The sequence below is a fragment of the uncultured Photobacterium sp. genome (assembly GCF_947039875.1).
Lineage (GTDB): Bacteria > Pseudomonadota > Gammaproteobacteria > Enterobacterales > Vibrionaceae > Photobacterium.
This window is the reverse complement of record NZ_CAMRAN010000009.1, coordinates 1-16,634: the sequence shown is the minus strand read 5'-3', so window position 1 is coordinate 16,634 and position 16,634 is coordinate 1. Positions and strand designations below refer to the sequence as shown.

At 37.7% G+C, this 16,634-nt stretch carries 14 protein-coding genes; 1 reads left to right on the top strand and 13 read right to left on the bottom strand.

The features are described 5' to 3' along the window. Positions 1-8: 8 nt before the first annotated feature. From tssA to tssB, 13 genes are read right to left on the bottom strand one after another with little or no spacing between them, the layout of a single operon-like run. On the bottom strand, positions 9-1,430 hold the full coding sequence (gene tssA / locus Q0V26_RS04990; protein WP_297478689.1) for a type VI secretion system protein TssA: 1,422 nt from the start codon (positions 1,428-1,430) through the stop codon (positions 9-11). A gap of 9 nt (positions 1,431-1,439) precedes the next feature. Beyond that, positions 1,440-2,108: a type VI secretion system-associated protein VasI gene (gene vasI, locus Q0V26_RS04985; protein ID WP_297478687.1), complete on the bottom strand. Its 669-nt coding sequence runs from the start codon at positions 2,106-2,108 to the stop codon at positions 1,440-1,442. A gap of 2 nt (positions 2,109-2,110) precedes the next feature. After that, positions 2,111-3,646 carry a sigma 54-interacting transcriptional regulator gene (locus tag Q0V26_RS04980; RefSeq protein WP_297478684.1) on the bottom strand — a complete coding sequence of 512 codons (1,536 nt, stop codon included), beginning with the start codon at positions 3,644-3,646 and terminating at the stop codon, positions 2,111-2,113. Positions 3,647-3,651: 5 nt separating this feature from the next. Continuing rightward, positions 3,652-6,267: a type VI secretion system ATPase TssH gene (tssH, locus tag Q0V26_RS04975; RefSeq protein WP_297478680.1), complete on the bottom strand. Its 2,616-nt coding sequence runs from the start codon at positions 6,265-6,267 to the stop codon at positions 3,652-3,654. Positions 6,268-6,277: 10 nt separating this feature from the next. After that, positions 6,278-7,060, bottom strand: a complete 783-nt coding sequence (gene icmH / locus Q0V26_RS04970) for a type IVB secretion system protein IcmH/DotU (protein ID WP_297478677.1) — start codon at positions 7,058-7,060, stop codon at positions 6,278-6,280. Between the two features lie 17 nt (positions 7,061-7,077). Continuing rightward, positions 7,078-8,412: a type VI secretion system baseplate subunit TssK gene (gene tssK / locus Q0V26_RS04965; protein WP_297478674.1), complete on the bottom strand. Its 1,335-nt coding sequence runs from the start codon at positions 8,410-8,412 to the stop codon at positions 7,078-7,080. A 3-nt stretch (positions 8,413-8,415) separates the two neighbouring features. Beyond that, the gene (gene tssJ / locus Q0V26_RS04960) at positions 8,416-8,898 is read right to left on the bottom strand and encodes a type VI secretion system lipoprotein TssJ (RefSeq protein WP_297478671.1); all 483 of its coding nucleotides are present in this window, start codon (positions 8,896-8,898) and stop codon (positions 8,416-8,418) included. 3 nt (positions 8,899-8,901) lie between these two features. After that, a complete protein-coding gene (gene tagH / locus Q0V26_RS04955) occupies positions 8,902-10,275 on the bottom strand; it encodes a type VI secretion system-associated FHA domain protein TagH (protein WP_297478668.1) in 1,374 nt (457 codons plus the stop codon). Between the two features lie 14 nt (positions 10,276-10,289). Continuing rightward, positions 10,290-11,315 (bottom strand): type VI secretion system baseplate subunit TssG, encoded by a 1,026-nt coding sequence (gene tssG / locus Q0V26_RS04950; RefSeq protein WP_297478665.1) that lies wholly within the window; start codon positions 11,313-11,315, stop codon positions 10,290-10,292. Beyond that, positions 11,279-13,045 carry a type VI secretion system baseplate subunit TssF gene (gene tssF / locus Q0V26_RS04945; RefSeq protein WP_297478662.1) on the bottom strand — a complete coding sequence of 589 codons (1,767 nt, stop codon included), beginning with the start codon at positions 13,043-13,045 and terminating at the stop codon, positions 11,279-11,281. The genes tssG and tssF overlap by 37 nt, the downstream gene beginning before the upstream one ends. A 2-nt stretch (positions 13,046-13,047) precedes the next feature. After that, entirely contained in the window at positions 13,048-13,485 is a 438-nt protein-coding gene (gene tssE, locus Q0V26_RS04940; protein ID WP_297478659.1) for a type VI secretion system baseplate subunit TssE, read from the bottom strand. 4 nt (positions 13,486-13,489) lie between these two features. Then, positions 13,490-14,962: a type VI secretion system contractile sheath large subunit gene (tssC, locus tag Q0V26_RS04935; protein ID WP_297478657.1), complete on the bottom strand. Its 1,473-nt coding sequence runs from the start codon at positions 14,960-14,962 to the stop codon at positions 13,490-13,492. Between the two features lie 38 nt (positions 14,963-15,000). After that, positions 15,001-15,498 (bottom strand): type VI secretion system contractile sheath small subunit, encoded by a 498-nt coding sequence (gene tssB, locus Q0V26_RS04930; RefSeq protein WP_297478654.1) that lies wholly within the window; start codon positions 15,496-15,498, stop codon positions 15,001-15,003. Positions 15,499-15,963: 465 nt separating this feature from the next. Here tssB and Q0V26_RS04925 point away from each other — a divergent pair, with 465 nt between their 5' ends. Continuing rightward, positions 15,964-16,317, top strand: coding sequence for a PAAR domain-containing protein (locus Q0V26_RS04925; RefSeq protein ID WP_297478651.1), 354 nt, complete (start codon positions 15,964-15,966; stop codon positions 16,315-16,317). The last annotated feature ends 317 nt before the right edge of the window (positions 16,318-16,634 follow it).

The following is a 16,634-nucleotide window of genomic DNA, read 5'->3' as shown; positions in this document are numbered from 1 at the left end:
CCCTGTGGTTATTCCGCTGCAATATTATTTTTAATTTGTTTAATTAATGCGGGTTCCCATTCTGTAACCTGCATTGCATTTACTTGATGATATAAAGTCTGATATTGCTCTGATGCCATTGCTGGCAATGAATTAGCCTTCATCACATCGGCTGAAAGCAAACGCCAATAAAAGGCATCTCGAGGCTCTGTTGCTTGTGATAAACCTTCATTGAGCATTTTGAGAGAAGGCGCAATTCCCTCTTCTTGTGCAAGTGCAAGGGCTTCATTACGCATCTCATTCCAACTACCCATTTGGCTAACTTCTGCAGCGTTGATATTACCGGCAGAGTTATCTAGCCACTTTAACGTCGTATCACTAATAAAAGGTACTAACCCTTTAAAATAGTGAACATTTAATGCTGGTAATCGTTGCATAAAGCGTTGTAATTCATCTTTAATAATTTCTGCCCATGTATCTTCTCCCAATGCAATTGCAATGCGATAGCTTAAAAAATGCCCATCTAACCAGTAAGGCGCTTTAGTTAGGCTTTCTTCTACTCGACGCCATAATTCAATATTAGCCCCACGCTGTAAGCCATCTTCGTAATCACTAATACGATCCAATGAAACGGGCATTAACTGCGTTTCTCCGTCTACATTGGCATCAGGTAAACTATGAATTGAATACCACATTGCAAAACGACGAATACGGATACTTAACATCACACCATCGCTGCCAAGATCAGAAAGACACTCAACAGCTTTCAGAAGTGAGATTTTAAAATTACGCTCACTGCTATTATCGATGTCTAGATTAGGCACTGATGGTGTGACATTGCTACACGAATCAATAGTTGAAGGAGCTGTTACCTTAGGAACGTCAGCTTTATATGTACTATTAACCTGCGCTAATTTATGGCGCAAGCGTGCATTGATATCATCAATAACCTCGACTGGTAACATCTGCTTTTCAGCATGCTGATAAAGCTCTTGCAATAATGCTTCTAAGACAGCCTTAAGATCAGAATCAAACAAAGTACTGTCTAATTTATCTGTAGCAACATATGTTCGCTGACAAATTTGATTAAAAAATTTTTTACGGTGAACAGCCCCACGTTCACCTGGTATTGGTTGACATTCAAGCCAAAAACACGAGATAAAATCGACCAATACACCAATAGATAAAGTGAAGCGTTCAGGCGTAGGTTTATGTTGCAAGCACTGTATTAACACCGTCAGTAACTTGATATCTTTCGATTTTGTTGAGAGTAAATTTACGGCACTCTTTTCAACTTTGTCCCATTCCACTTCACCATGAGCGAGTGAACCCACCTTCATCATCTGGCTATCAATAAAGTTCAGTTGAGGATCATCTTTCAAGCGCTCACCAACAGGGTTATCTACCATTATTGGCGTAAGCAGCTGTTCTCTAAAGCTTGTCATTGACATTTAATACTCCTACCAACGACAAATTTCTCGCATTGGCTTAATAGCCTCAGCAAGATTTTTATTATCAAATTCTACATTATCAATACCTGCTACATCTGAGCGTAATATCAACTGTGGAGCAGAAATCATCGCCTTTATAGCATCAATAGCGGGTATCCCACGACCTGAACGCAATAAATAACCACTGTCATCACTGATCCAATTTTGCGTCACTACTGGCGAGCCAGGAATTGATATAGTGACCCGCCCAGCTTTAATTGGCTGTGGTAATATTAATTGGACACGGCTAATTTTTTCGAAACAAGTCAGCATCAAAATTGGTCCCAACTGAGTTTGATCTTGTGCTGGCACATTCGTTGCCGCAGCTGTTAACCACACACTTGATAATTTATCATTTTCATCTTGCTGATTTAAAATAAATCCTTTTTTTGAGCCACGACTTTTTTCATTATTAACGGCACGTGTCCAAGATGGCGGATATTGCACAGAATTAAGTCCTGCCAATGTTTTAATGGCCATTGGCGTATCAAAAACCTCATCAAAACACTGCAAACGTTTAAGCTTTGATTCAATATCTCGACACTGATTAGCTTTATCTAACGCAACTGATAAATCGGGTTGTGCCAATACTAAGCTTGGCAACAAAGTCAGGCTTAACGATAATATTATTCTTTTCACTATCATCTATTTTGAATCCCCAACTTTTGGCATTTGTGTGCCAGTGTACGTTTAGGAAGTCCTAAGCTTTGAGCAGCCTTAGCACGATCACCGTTATACTGTTCTAATCGATTACAAATAATAGCTTTTTCGTAAGATTCTAAAGCTGTACGTAAATCATCAATCACAGTAAAATCATTATCATTAGTAACAAACTCCTCCAAACCCATGTTCATATCTAATGGTTGCTTGGTAGTAAAAGCTGATTTTTCAATCAAAACATCACATTGAGTTTGTACACAAGCAAATTCAATTAATGACCGTAATTCACGTACATTTCCCGGATAATCCAGGCTTTTAAGTTTATTAAGTGCCGCAAGTGATAAGCCTAAAATATTACGTTGCTCACGCTCGTTATATTGGCGAATAAAATAAGTTGCTAATTCATCAATATCAACCAATCGACTATTTAGATTTGGTACCAATAGTGGATATTGGTATATACGATAATAAAGATCTTGCCTAAAACCACCATCATTCACACTTTGACGTAAATTGACATGAGTTGCTGCAATTAAACGAAAGTTTGAAGATTGCTCTTTATTCGCTCCCAAAGGTCGATACTGGTACGTTTCCAACACTCGTAATAATTTAGCTTGCAAAGCCAAGGGTAACTCACCCATTTCATCTAAAAATAATGAGCCGCCATCAGCTTGAGCAATCAAACCCTTACGGCTTATCAGTGCGCCTGTAAATGCCCCTTTTTCATAGCCAAACAACTCGCTTTCCAGCAAACTTTCAGGTATCGCAGCACAATTAATTGCCACAAATGGCTTATTTCGTCGAGATGACAAACTATGCACGGCCTTCGCTACCAACTCTTTACCTGAGCCAGTTTCACCTTGAATAAGCACCGCAAGATTAGAACTAGCAGCCCTTGCTATTTGTTCACGCAATTGCTCCATAACAGTACTACTGCCAATTAGCTTGCATGTCATATCTAGCCACGCATTTTTTGCCTGTTGCTGAGCTTTCAGACGTACAATAGAATCACTCAATTGTTGTTTATGCGAATCCTGCACTTCCATATCTTTGAGTAACATCCATTGTGCGACAAAAGCATCACTAAACTCGCGATAATTATCATCAGTCAGCAGCCCATTAATCACATCCTGTCGACCAATAAGAACTTGAATCACAACAACTTGTTTACGACTATCAAGTAATGGTGCAATCAATAAACTACTACGATCATCAACCAGATCCGCGAATTGCTTAAACGACGGATTCTGCTGCCAATAAACTAAACGATCATGATCAAGCAAAATCAATGACGCCTGCTGTAAGACGTGAGAAAAAGGATGATCAAAATCACTCACATCCCACGTCCAATCTTTATTATCAGCAGCATGCAAAGCTCGGCCATCCTCTGTTGGATAAACAACATAACTAGCTGTTAATACTAACTTATCTTTTAATGTATTATTATAAAAGTCAGCCAGCTTTACTCTATCTCTATAACTAATTAATGCAGATATACAATGGAGCCATTGTTGCATGACAATTACTCCACTTCACCACAGAACTGTCCATCTTCTACGGTCAAACGAATATGAGAGATCGCTTCACGATGAGCAAGTCGATTCAATAAGGCTAAAGAAACCGGAGGTAACATTTGCCCTTCAATAATCGCTTCTAGCATGCGCGCACCATTTTCAGCACGTGTTGCTCGACGTAAAATTTCTTCAATTAGGCAATGATCAATTACTACTTCAGCTTTATATCGAGTTGCTAATAATTTCTCTAATCGCGATAATTTACTACGAACAATCTGCTCTAACACTTCTTTATCAAGCGGTAAATATGGCACAACTTCCATACGAGCTAACAATGCTGGCTTAAAAAACGCAGCCAATTCTGGGTACATTTTTTCTTCTAGCAATTCTGGCTGCTCGGCATAATCCACGATGGTTTGATAACCAAGATTTGAGGTTAAGAAAAATACAATATTCTGGCAGTCGATAACACGACCTTCACCATCCGCTAATTCACCTTTATCAAACGCTTGATAAAATAAGTTCAAGACTTCAGGGTGTGCTTTTTCAACTTCATCAAGCAACACAATCGAATAAGGCATTTTACGCATAGCTTCTGTCAATACGCCACCTTCCCCAAAACCAACATAGCCAGGAGGAGAGCCAATTAAGCGCGAAACAGTATGCTTCTCTTGGTACTCAGACATATTAATGGTAGTTAAGAATTGTTGACCACCATAGAGCTGCTCTGCCAATTGTATGACAGTTTCTGTTTTACCAACCCCACTCGGTCCAACCAATAAAAAAGCCCCTTTTGGTCGGCCTGGACGGCGCAGATCTGCACGAGCAGTTAATAAGTGACGATGGATCCCTGCAATGGCAACATCTTGACCTTTAATCGCTTCGCCTAAAATACGAGGTAATTCTGTTATTTTAGTTAATTCATCGGTATTCATCTGATCAACAGGTACTCCTGTCCAATCAGCAATAACTTGAGCAATTTGCGCTGCACCTACTTCTGGATAAATAAGTAATTCATCATGTGGAATTTGCTCAAGCTGACCATAAAGATTCACTAACTTATTTCGTAACTCATCTGCAGATAACTCAAGCTCGTCCGTTGATGCAATTGATTCTGGAGCAAGAATCTGTCTGCGGGTCTCAATGATATCGGTCACTAACACCTTTTGCTGCTGCCATGCTTGATGCAAAGACTCACATTCAACCTGCTCTGCATTTTCTGTCTCTACCAAAACGGTTAAACGATCTTCATCTATCGATAATCCTAATTGCTGCTGGCGGTGAATCATCTTTATCTCTAACTGACGCTGATGATAACGGCTCTCTATTTCAGCGATACGTCGTGGTGGCGCACTCAAATTAATCGCTATACGCGCACAAGCGGTATCTAGCACATCAATCGCTTTATCGGGTAGTTGACGCCCAGAAACATAACGAGCCGACAACTCTGCCGCTGCACGTAATGCATCATCACTAATCAACACATTGTGTGCATTTTCATAAACACTATGAAGGCCACGCATAATATCAACAGCTTGCTCTGTTGTTGGCTCATCAAGTTTTACTAATTGAAAGCGACGCGTTAATGCTGGATCTTTTTCAAAGTACTTCTTGTACTCTTTCCATGTCGTCGCAGCAATAGTACAAAGTTCACCACGAGCTAAAGCAGGTTTTAGTAAATTAGCAGCATCACCACCACCTTCTTGATTACCAGCCCCGATCATCGTATGAGCCTCATCAATAAATAGTATGATAGGTGTCGCTGAATGCTTAACCTCATCTAATACTGATTTCAAGCGCTTTTCGAATTCACCTTTAACCGAAGCACCAGCCTGCATTAAACCGAGATCAAGCGCCCATAGCTCTACCTGCTGCAGGGACTCAGGTACTTTTCCCGCAACAATACGTGAAGCAAGCCCTTCAATAACAGCACTTTTACCAACACCTGCATCACCCACAACAATTGGATTGTTTTTACGACGACGACACAAAATATCAATCATTAAATTAATTTCGTTATCACGACAAAGCACAGGATCCAATTTACCTTGACGAGCTTGTTCGGTAAAATTTGAACAAAAACGAGCAAGCGTACTATTGTCATTGCTTAAAGCTGCCGTCGCTTTTTCTGACGTCGAATCAATCACCGCGGTCTCTGATGACTCCACCACTAAAGATGAAAATTGTTTACGGAATGATTCACGATTAATATTTTCAAACGCTTTAATTAAATTAAAGGCCAAATAGCGATCAGGACGAATTAATGCCGTTAAAAATATAATGCCTGAGCGTAATTCAATTTCATTCATTTCAGTTGATGCAAGTAACCATGCTTCTTGTAATAACTCCACCAACAAAGGTGAAAAAGAAGGATAAGTATCGTTACCAATTTCATGTGGCATTGCTTCACCACATATTTGCTTAATAACTTCATTATTTAAGCCGGCATGGTTTATTAAAACTCGCACATCAGATAATGGGTTTTCTAAAAGAGAAAATAAAAAATGTTCAATTGTTACTTCATTGCTTTCACGGCTCATACACAATGCTGCCGCTTGTTCCAATGCAAGTTTAGTTTGTGCGTTTAATTTATTAATTAGCACAGGAAGTTCAATTCTGATCACTATAAAATCCCTATTGAAGAATATGATTAAGCTGAGTTAAAACATCGGTTGATTTATTGTTTAATAAAACTGAATACACAATAAAAATAGCTAGCCAAGATAAAGAAAATCCAGCAAATATAGTCCAAAGAGGTATTTGCTTCGTTAACTTATATTTTTTCGCAGCCACGTGTTCTGTAGCTGATGTTAAAGCTTGAGGCTCTTTATCTTGTAACCGACGCAAAATTTCATAAAGATTGGCAATAACTTTATCAAAAGCTTCTTTACCGTTATTCATTACTTTATATCTACCTTCAAATCCCAGAGTTAAACAAAGATAGATAAACATAAGTAACTCTTGGTATCGTTCTGGTTCAGCTTCTAACCGTGAAAGGACAGAAAAAACTTTTTCACCGCCCCATGTTTCATTATGAAATCGAGTTAACAATGAGTGTTCAGCCCAAGCACTATCTGCTCCCCAAGAAGTACTCATTACTGCTTCATCAACAAATGAGCATAGAATATAACGATAAGCTAGAATAACAGCATGCTCATGGCCGACTTCGGTTAGCTCAACTTCAATAGCTTTAATTTCTTCAACGGCTTGATGATAAATTTCTTCAATATTATCGCAACTTCCCAAATGGCGAATGCGTAAAGCCATACCTAATAATGGTGTAGCCGCATCAATAAATAAATTAATGCTATTACCACGTAACTGAAACCAAAAATCTTGGTCCTGATTGATATTGTCTACATTATCAAACAACAAATCATCGTAGCTACTTTCACGAATATGGTTAGCTTTCTTCATTACACTATCCATAGTAATTAACTCCTAATCGCCCAAAATTGAAGATCAAGATCAGGGAAATCACCCGCGACATGGAACGCAAAACCACTTGAGTTAACAAACATTTCCCATGCATCGCTGGTCTTATCAAGCTGAAAATATGTATAGCCAGCATGATAAGGCAACTGACGCGGCGCAACAGGCAATGGTGATAATGGAACCCCCGGTAGCTGCAAGGAAATAAGTTCACGTACTTTCTCAACAGATGCTATTTTTGTTTGTTGCATAAATAGCTTACGTAATTCATCTTGAGGCATACGTGCACGGACAGCCAATATAAACTCTGCATCCGTAACAAGGTTAGTATCTTGAATCGATGCCACCATAAGACCGTATTTACGCTTATGTAACTGAATCGATACTGCACGAGGCTCAAGTACAATACTTAACGCTTGGCGCAACATTGACATCACAGGAATGAATGAATATTCAGGCATATCATGATCATAGCTACTAAACTCTGCTGCCATCCTGCTTTCATCAGTAAATGTTGCAAGCTCACCACAAATAGACGTCAGTTCTTGATATAGCACTTCCGGATGAACATTACGCAAGTATGCAATATGCTGTAACTTGGGCTGAGTACGGTTTAACATTTGTAATAACATGAAGTCAGCAACATCCGCGACCCCACCTTGGTTTGACAAGCCAATACGTGATGCAATATTTTTCGCTCGCTCTCGCATTAATCCTGCAATTTCACCAATGAAACGTTGCAAACGAGGTACGGCTTTCACATTAAGGTGACAAGGAATGAAATTATCATCTAACATCACACTCCCATCTGGCCGCTTTTCTAAAATCCGAGCGATCGCAATAGAAGCATATGCACTACGATCATCTTTACCTAACATTAGCCTAATACTTGCCGAACTCACATCAATCAAGCAACTATCACCTTGTATTGACTGAATATCTCTCACTTCTTCACGCTTAGATCTATACCGCATCATATTAGTAGAATCATTCCAACTCACTTCAGCCAGAGAATCACTACGTAACGGAATAGCTAAATAAATAATTTGATTTGCAAGAGAACCATCAATAATTTCTAATGCATCTGGTAATAAATCTTGCTGAGGAATATTAAACGACGTACCATCAGGCATAATTCCTGCGGCTCGCTCTATTGCAATACGACCAAAACTTAAGTATTCCAAATTTAAGCTTAATTCTGTTATGCCATATAAATATAAACTAACAGAGTTAAGTCTTTCATCGATCACACCTTCAAAATAGCGTTGCTGCTGTTGAAAATGTTGGGGTTTTATAAATAGCCCCTCATTCCATATAACTCGACTTCTAGATGACATATATTACTCAACCCTGGCCAACATCACTTGATTATCTTTTATATAAATAAGTAGATGATAATCTCTACCTAATGTTTTTACTTTTATCGACTTTTTCCAATCACTATTATCACTATCCGAAAAAAACACTGCTACACCGATATATCGGGTATTCTCATTTAATTCTTTTTTTTCAATAAATTTAAATTTATTAGGCAGTAAAACATAATCATTGTCGCCGATATAATTGCTTTTTAATGCTTTTTTATAATCTAATGCTAATTGATCATAAGATGCTGAATTAAACATTGAATCATCTTTAAGCTCAAAAACCTTTAATTCAACTGGCGACGCTTCTTCATTATTATTTATATTTATTGAATCAGTAGTTACCATACTTATTGTTATTGTACTAGCAGCTACAGATGGATCGTATTTAGAGCTACACCCCACTAGTAAAAATAACCATGCATAGACAGCAACATGCATCACATAAGATATTTTCATCGTCTATACCTCCTGCTGTTTCTCACGCAGGTTCTTGTCATAAGACTGATCAAAAATTTCCCAAAATAACTTTTCAAAACCATGTTGACGATTTGATGTTAGTTCTTTGTGGTAACTCTGATACATATCCCAAGCCCATGCTTCAGGTGACTCATTACTTACTTGCCCTGGGCGGCGATAACGTAAAAAACGACGCATTAAAACCTCAGGTGAAAAAGCTTGTATGATCTGATTTAAGGCTTCATTAATCGCAATATGTACAGCTTCGTTATGATCTTTAACAGTACGTAAACTTTCTTCAATCGCAGCTGGAGCGGATAGGTGTACTAAGCTACGATGATGATCAAACATAACCTGTACTGTTTCGTCATAACTCAAGCCTAGTCGTAATGGGTTATCTTCAATCGGTTGTAGATTTTTATTCATTACACCATAGCGACTAGTGTTGACCTGCTGATGAAGTTCAATTAATCCTTTCACCGCAGCCTGCAATGACGCTCCCATTTCCTCAGAAAGCATTTGCATTTCAGCAAGATTATCGCTGTTACTTGTACGTACACCTAATCCACGAAATAATGGACCTGTTAATAAATGATTTTCATCATTCATTACAGCAGATTGATTATTTGAGTAAGAAAAATCTCGACTCATTTCCTCTTCAAGTAAATCCAGCGTGTTATCGTCCATTATCTTATCCTTGTTAATATATGTTGCTGCGGTGAATGACTTTGAACCCTCACTTAGATTCGATTTAAAGCCCCCCAACGAAATTGCTGAAGTTGGATCACGATCAGTATCTGCTTGAATTGTTCTATCATCACCAAGCCACTGATTCTGACTATTGAGTAATGATTCAGTCTTCGATTGCAAATGCTTTAACGCCGGTTCGGTATCTAGATTGTGTCTTGATACATTTAATGCTGTTAAAGGATCATCAATAGCTAACTCTTCTTCTTCAGCCGTTAAATCTAGCTCTTCACCAAACAAATCAAGATGTTTTGAGTCAGATATCATATGTTCTATATCTTTATCTCTATCACTAAACGTATTATCGATAGAGACGCGAATCATATAAGGACCAATAGCAATAACATCATTTTCATTTAATCGAGCATGTTTATCCCAACCAACAGCCATTTGAGCATCATTAATATACGTTTGATTAGAGACATCAGTGATGCAAAAATATCCATCAATTAATGAAATACGACAGTGAGTCGGCTCTAGCCTTCCTTGACGATCTGTAAGACACCAATCACTTGACGAACTTGAACCAATCGTTCCACCGTCAGCAATAAACTCTTTTGTTGCAGATAAACCTGCTTCTAAATACTGTGTATTAGTAACTTTTAGTTTCAGCAGTTTTTGTTCAGCCATGCGTTTATCCTTTTTTACTGACGAACTTGAATGCAAACATTACGATCTTTATCAACTTGACCTAAAAAAGAAGACCAACCCAACGACATTTTTGAGTTTTTTCCTAAATTTAATAATGGCACTTCGTCTTCTTTGATTTCTAACTCCAAATCAAAAGCCATCTGTTCACGAAGAATAAATTCAACTAGCTTACAAAATGATTGATATTCTTTACCCGAAGGCAAAAAATCGTTAAATCGCTCTTGAGTCAATCCCTTAATTTCAATAACAAATTTACCCGTACAATCTCGGACTTTTGAACCAATGATCGTACTTTCACCTAATACACTATTTGCCATACCGAGACACATCCGCTGATGAGTAGGGATAACTACGCTACGCTCTACCCACTGTCGAATAGAAACATTCTCTAAATCAAAACAGTGTGCAATTATTCCAGCAACGACTTGGGGAGATCGACTTCTACCGGCTAATGTACCGGCATAAGACAACATTTTCCCCCAATTTATAGCCGTTTCACCACGAAGTTCAGCATCAGCTAAGCCAACAAAAGCAAATAATTGTGATGAAAATCCGTCACTTGCATTTTCTTTAAAACGAATGTAATAACGATACTTACGCCAAATACGATAAACCAGCGCCAATAACCGATTATTAAAAAAGTCAAGAAAATGCCGGCGTACACCGGTTTCACTCTCTGTCGCTATTTGTTCAAGTAAAAACCCAGGCAAAGGCGATTGCGCACCATTGAGTCCAAAAAAAGTTGTTTCAAGACAAAAACCACCTTGCTCTAATAATTCTAATTTTGAAATATCACTAGCCGCAAACCCTAAACTCGGATTAGCCTTAAACAATAAACGACAATTAGCTTCCCAGTCTTCACTATCAGGATCTTGATCGGCTAAACGTTGTAATAACTCAACTAATTGATAAAAATCATAAGAGCGCGCTTGTTCTTGTAATATTGCCACTTTTTCTGATTCAGAATCGATATCATCAAGCGTTAAATCAAGGGTTGTAGGCCCACCTGTGTTCCCCATGAATACTGTTCCTGATTTACACTATTAATCACAATAAGCTCATGAAATGAATTTATGCTGGCATATAAAGAGAAAAATCGACTCAATACACTACCAAATAAATACAAATCACCTTCAGAACTGAAAGCTTCTTGATTAAGCTCTAACTTAGATTGTAAACCTCTGACAGGTAACCCTTTGATAATTCTTTCTATTGGTTTAGAGGTTATTTTCACAATCCCATCAAGACGTTGTTTGGCTACACGCTCAGCCTGTCGATCAACAAGCGCCCTAAAGTCATATGCGCGTAACACAGAGCACAATGCATCTTTCGATAATAATGAAAGATAATTAAGCGATAAATTAGAAATTAACGTCCACAATAAGCTACCATCTAAAGTCGGTCTTAAAGGTTGTGTTGGCTCAGTGATATTAGAAAAAGTCGCAAACGACGGTGAGCTATTAGTCGGCACACAAATATCCCCCAACCCTAATTCCAATGGTAACTGTCTATTAGTACACGTTAATTGTAATGAGATAGCTTCACTAAATCCTATACCTTGAGTTTCATCACCACGCACAAACGAAATATAATGATCAAAACCATCACTACGTATACTGTCTTTAACTCTGGCACGATAATAAAGAGCTAAACGATGACGAGAACGCTCAATTTCATGCTGAAAACTTTCAAAGGCGGTATAAACCCGTTTTTGTCCTCGTACACGAGACTCATGTGCCTCTTGTCTACCCTGTACATGATCAATACTAAATATCTCAAAATGTGTGGGAAAACGACTCGACGGTATAATCTTATATTCAGAACGTTTTCCCGTAAGATCGATAGGATCGGCATCATGCACAAATAGATTAATAACCGGTGTACAAAATAATTTAAAGCACTCATCACGAACACGAACATCTGCAGGCAATGTCTTTGAAAATATAAATCGGATATGGAACACTTTGCCCATATCTGGAGTAATAAACTGATCTAAATTTTCTACATCACCAAATAAAAATGCATCAGGAAAAGTCAAGTATTCTTGTAAAATTCGATAACCTTCATACACATTCTTTGGATATGGCATCACTGCATCAGCGCTATCAAAACCACGACTTCTAAAGTTTGATGCCGGAATAGAAAACTGCTTATCACCACATATTAATTCAATATGCGATAAATAATGATTCAGCCATAAATAGAGCATTTGTGCACTGTAATGCTGCCCACCAAGAAAAAACTGTAATGTTTTAAGATTAATATCAGCTAAACTTTGCTCACCTAACACATCTAACTGCAAATCAATAATCGATGATTCACGACTATGTGTCGTCGTTACATCAGTAAGCTTTAATGGATAAATATCTATATCCCGACACGTTTTAAATCGACATACAGTTTCAGCCACAGCGCCACTATCAACATCAGTATTAGCTTTAATTATTTGACGAACACTGATCGCTTTTTCGATCGGTGAAAACTGAACAATACTAAAACTAGGCACTGGCCGTAAATAATTAGGCCATAGCATATTAATAATAGAGTGTGTTAGCTCTGGAAATTCATCCTCGACCTTTTCCCGTAAGCGAGCAGTTAAAAAAGCAAATCCTTCTAATAACCGTTCAACATCAGGATCTGTATTTCGCCCTTGCAAGAAACGGGATAGCTGAGGATGAATTTCTGTAAAAGCAACGCCTTGCTCTTTTAAAAAAGCCAGTTCATCTCTAAAGTATTTTTCTTGTGACAAAGTCAAATTACTCGGTATTTACGACTGTTATCCAATAGCAAATCAATACGTACTGATTCATGTAGCGCACTCGAATTGATGCATGCTGTTATATGGAAAAAAATATTTAACGGACTTCCATTATCAGGCATATATCGAATATCAATCTGTTTTAATCGCGGCTCATAACACTCAAGACAATGCTGAATAGCTAATTTAATCTGTAATGCCAAATCATGAGTTCCCAATGCTGCATCATTAAAATCAATCAAACCTAATTGTGGCGCACTCATTGCTTCACCTAGTCGGCTGTTAAGCAATTGCGCCACATTTCGTTTAATTGAGTCTAATATTTGATTAATATTAGGAGCTTTCGTCATTGTCATTTGAGGTGCATCAGTCTCTAATCGTTCAAAGAGACTGACACCATAAGCCCTATCTGCTAGCTCAATATAGGACATTCAGTTATGCCTGATCTAAACGACCAACTAGCGATAACTCAAAGTTTGCTCCCATATATTTAAAATGAGGTCGTACAGATAATGCAACTTGATACCAACCTGGATCGCCTTCAACATCGAGTACTTCAATTTTTGCAGCACGTAATGGGCGACGGCTACGAACATCTGCAGGCGGGTTTTCTTGATCAGCAACAAATTGCTTGATCCAAGTATTCAATTCACGCTCTAGATCTTGACGCTCTTTCCAAGAGCCGATTTGTTCACGTTGCAACACTTTCACATAATGTGCTAAACGGTTAATGATCATCATATAAGGCAGCTGAGTACCTAATTTAAAGTTCATTTCCGCTTCACGTCCCTCTTTCGTATTTGGGAACGTTTTTGGTTTTTGAATTGAATTAGCAGAGAAAAATGCAGCATTATCACTACCTTTACGCATAGTTAATGCAATAAAGCCTTCTTCTGCTAGTTCAAACTCTTTACGATCACTGATCAATACTTCTGTTGGGATCTTAGCTTGTAATTCACCTAAAGATTCAAATAAGTGAACAGGAAGATCTTCAACTGCACCACCACTTTGAGGACCAATAATATTTGGACACCAACGATACTGGGCAAAGCTATCAGTTAAGCGTGAAGCTAATGCAAATGATGTATTACCCCATAAATAATTATTATGGGAATCACTAACATTTTCGCGATAGTTAAATGTTTTTACTGGATTTTCATTAGGATCGTATGGTGTACGAAGTAAGAAACGAGGAGCAGTTAAGGCTAAATAACGAGCATCATCAGACTCTCGTAATTGACGCCAACGAATATAACGAGGACTATCAAATGTCGCTTTTAGGTCCTTAATATTTGGTAATTCTTCGAAAGACTCGATACCAAAGAACTCAGGTGCAACACCTGAAATAAAGGGAGCATGAGCCATCGCACCTACAGCACCCACATATTGTAATAATTTTATATCTGGTGATGATGGAGTAAAAGCATAGTTACCGATGATCGCACCAACAGGCTCACCACCAAATTGACCATAGCCAGCAGAATATACATGCTTGTATAAGCCAGATTGAGAAGTTTCTGGAGCAAACTCAAAATCGTCTAGCAATTCTTCTTTGGTTACATTTAATAATTCAATCTTATTATTTTCGCGGAAATCAGTACGATCAACGAGCATCTTAACGCCACGCCAAGCTGACTCAATCTTTTGAATTGAATCATCATGCAAAATTTCATCCATTTGAGCACTAATTTTGCTATCAAGCTCAACAAGCATTTGATCAACAAGTGCCTTATTAACTTGATCAGCACCATGCTCGCTATCTAATAGGTTTTCGATAAAAGCAGCAACGCCTTTCTTTGCAATATCATAGCCATCATCACTCGGTACCATGCGAGTTTGAAGCATAATTTCATCAAGTAAGCTACCTTGGGTTGCTTTTGATGATTCAACGGTTTTTTGTACAGACATTTATTGATTCCTTAAAAGGGTTTTAACCACAGAAATGATTACTTTTCTGCTTCGCCACTGACAATTTTCAACTCACCTAATAACTTTTCACGAGACTCTTGAGACTCAATAAGTTCTTGAAGACGAGAACGAAATGCTGGAATATTTCCAAGTGGACCTTTTAAAGCAACCAATGCTTCTCTTAATTCAATTAACTTTTTTAATTCAGGGACTTGTTGACTAATTGCGTCAGGAGAAAAATCATCTAACCCTTTAATAGAAAGTGAAATAGGTAAATCAGAATCATCATCAGATAATTTATTTTTAACGGCTGTTGTCAGCATTAAATTGCTTTCACGCATAACTGATTCAAAATTATTTTTATCAACTGAAACAGCTTTACGATCTTCAATCGCAGTATCTTCAGCATGACCTTTGAATTCACCAATCACTAATGTTTTTAATGGTAATTCAACTTCCGATTGCACATCACCGCTATGGGGAACATATTTAATATTAATACGTTCTTTCGGTGCTACGCTGCCTTTCTTCGACATATCTTTTCCCTGTTATATTTATTTTTTGAATCAAACTTAGCCATTTGAAATTGCATGATAATAACCTTATGTGCATAAGGAATGAGTGGATTAGACATCTAATATCATAATGATTCAAGCATCAATCTTAAAAAGTATATTCAAGATGTAAACATGAAAAAAATAAGCAAAAAATACATTTGAAAAAATATCATTATTTTACATAATGTTACGTAAAATTCCCTGTAGGCTTACCTCATTAACACCATTCCCAATCAAATTTACTCAACACATTGATTTTAAAAAGATAAAAAAATAAAAAAATAAAATTACTGAAGCAAGATCACAAAAATGAATTTACATCAAAATAATATTTAATACCCACAAGATATAACAAATTGCAACATTGAAAAATATATCTGCTAATTTCACTTCTTTAAAATATGCTAGGCTAATTATCTTTATTACTCAGGAGCAATAATTAAGATGAATGACGTCATTACATTAGGTAGTAAAACATCGACAGGAGGTACTGTAATATCAGGTAACTCAAATGTCATGATTAATGGTCAGCCTGTTGCCTTAATTGGCGATATTGCAACTTGCATATGCGGTAGCAAAAATTGCAATGGCCAAGGTCCAATCGTGCCTCAATCACCACGAGCAGCCAATGTTAATGGTGTAAATTTTGCGCGTGCAGGTGATCTTGTAAATACTGGATGTGGAAGCTGTTTTCTGACACCAAGCTCACATATTGTCAGTCTTAGCACTAACACTGCGAAAACGGTAAATATGGGAAGCAACATCAACATCGGCAATAACGTTCACATTAATGGTTAACGTATATATCGATATAATCCAGCGGCTAAAATCAGCACTATCAATAATTTTTGCTACTTACAAATATTTAGCATATTCGAACTGAGCAATAACTTGCCTAGCGAGCAAGTTATTGCCCAGCCCCAAGCAATAACTTGCCCAAGATTAATTCAATCTTATTGCAATCTTCACTTAACCCTTTAAAAACAAAGAGATGCAAAACCAATGCAAGTTGGCACGTATCCTGCTTGCAGTACGCACACATCTTAAATTTTTAAGCATAAAGGACATTACAATGCCAACTCCATGTTATATCTCTATCCAAGGTCAAACTCAGG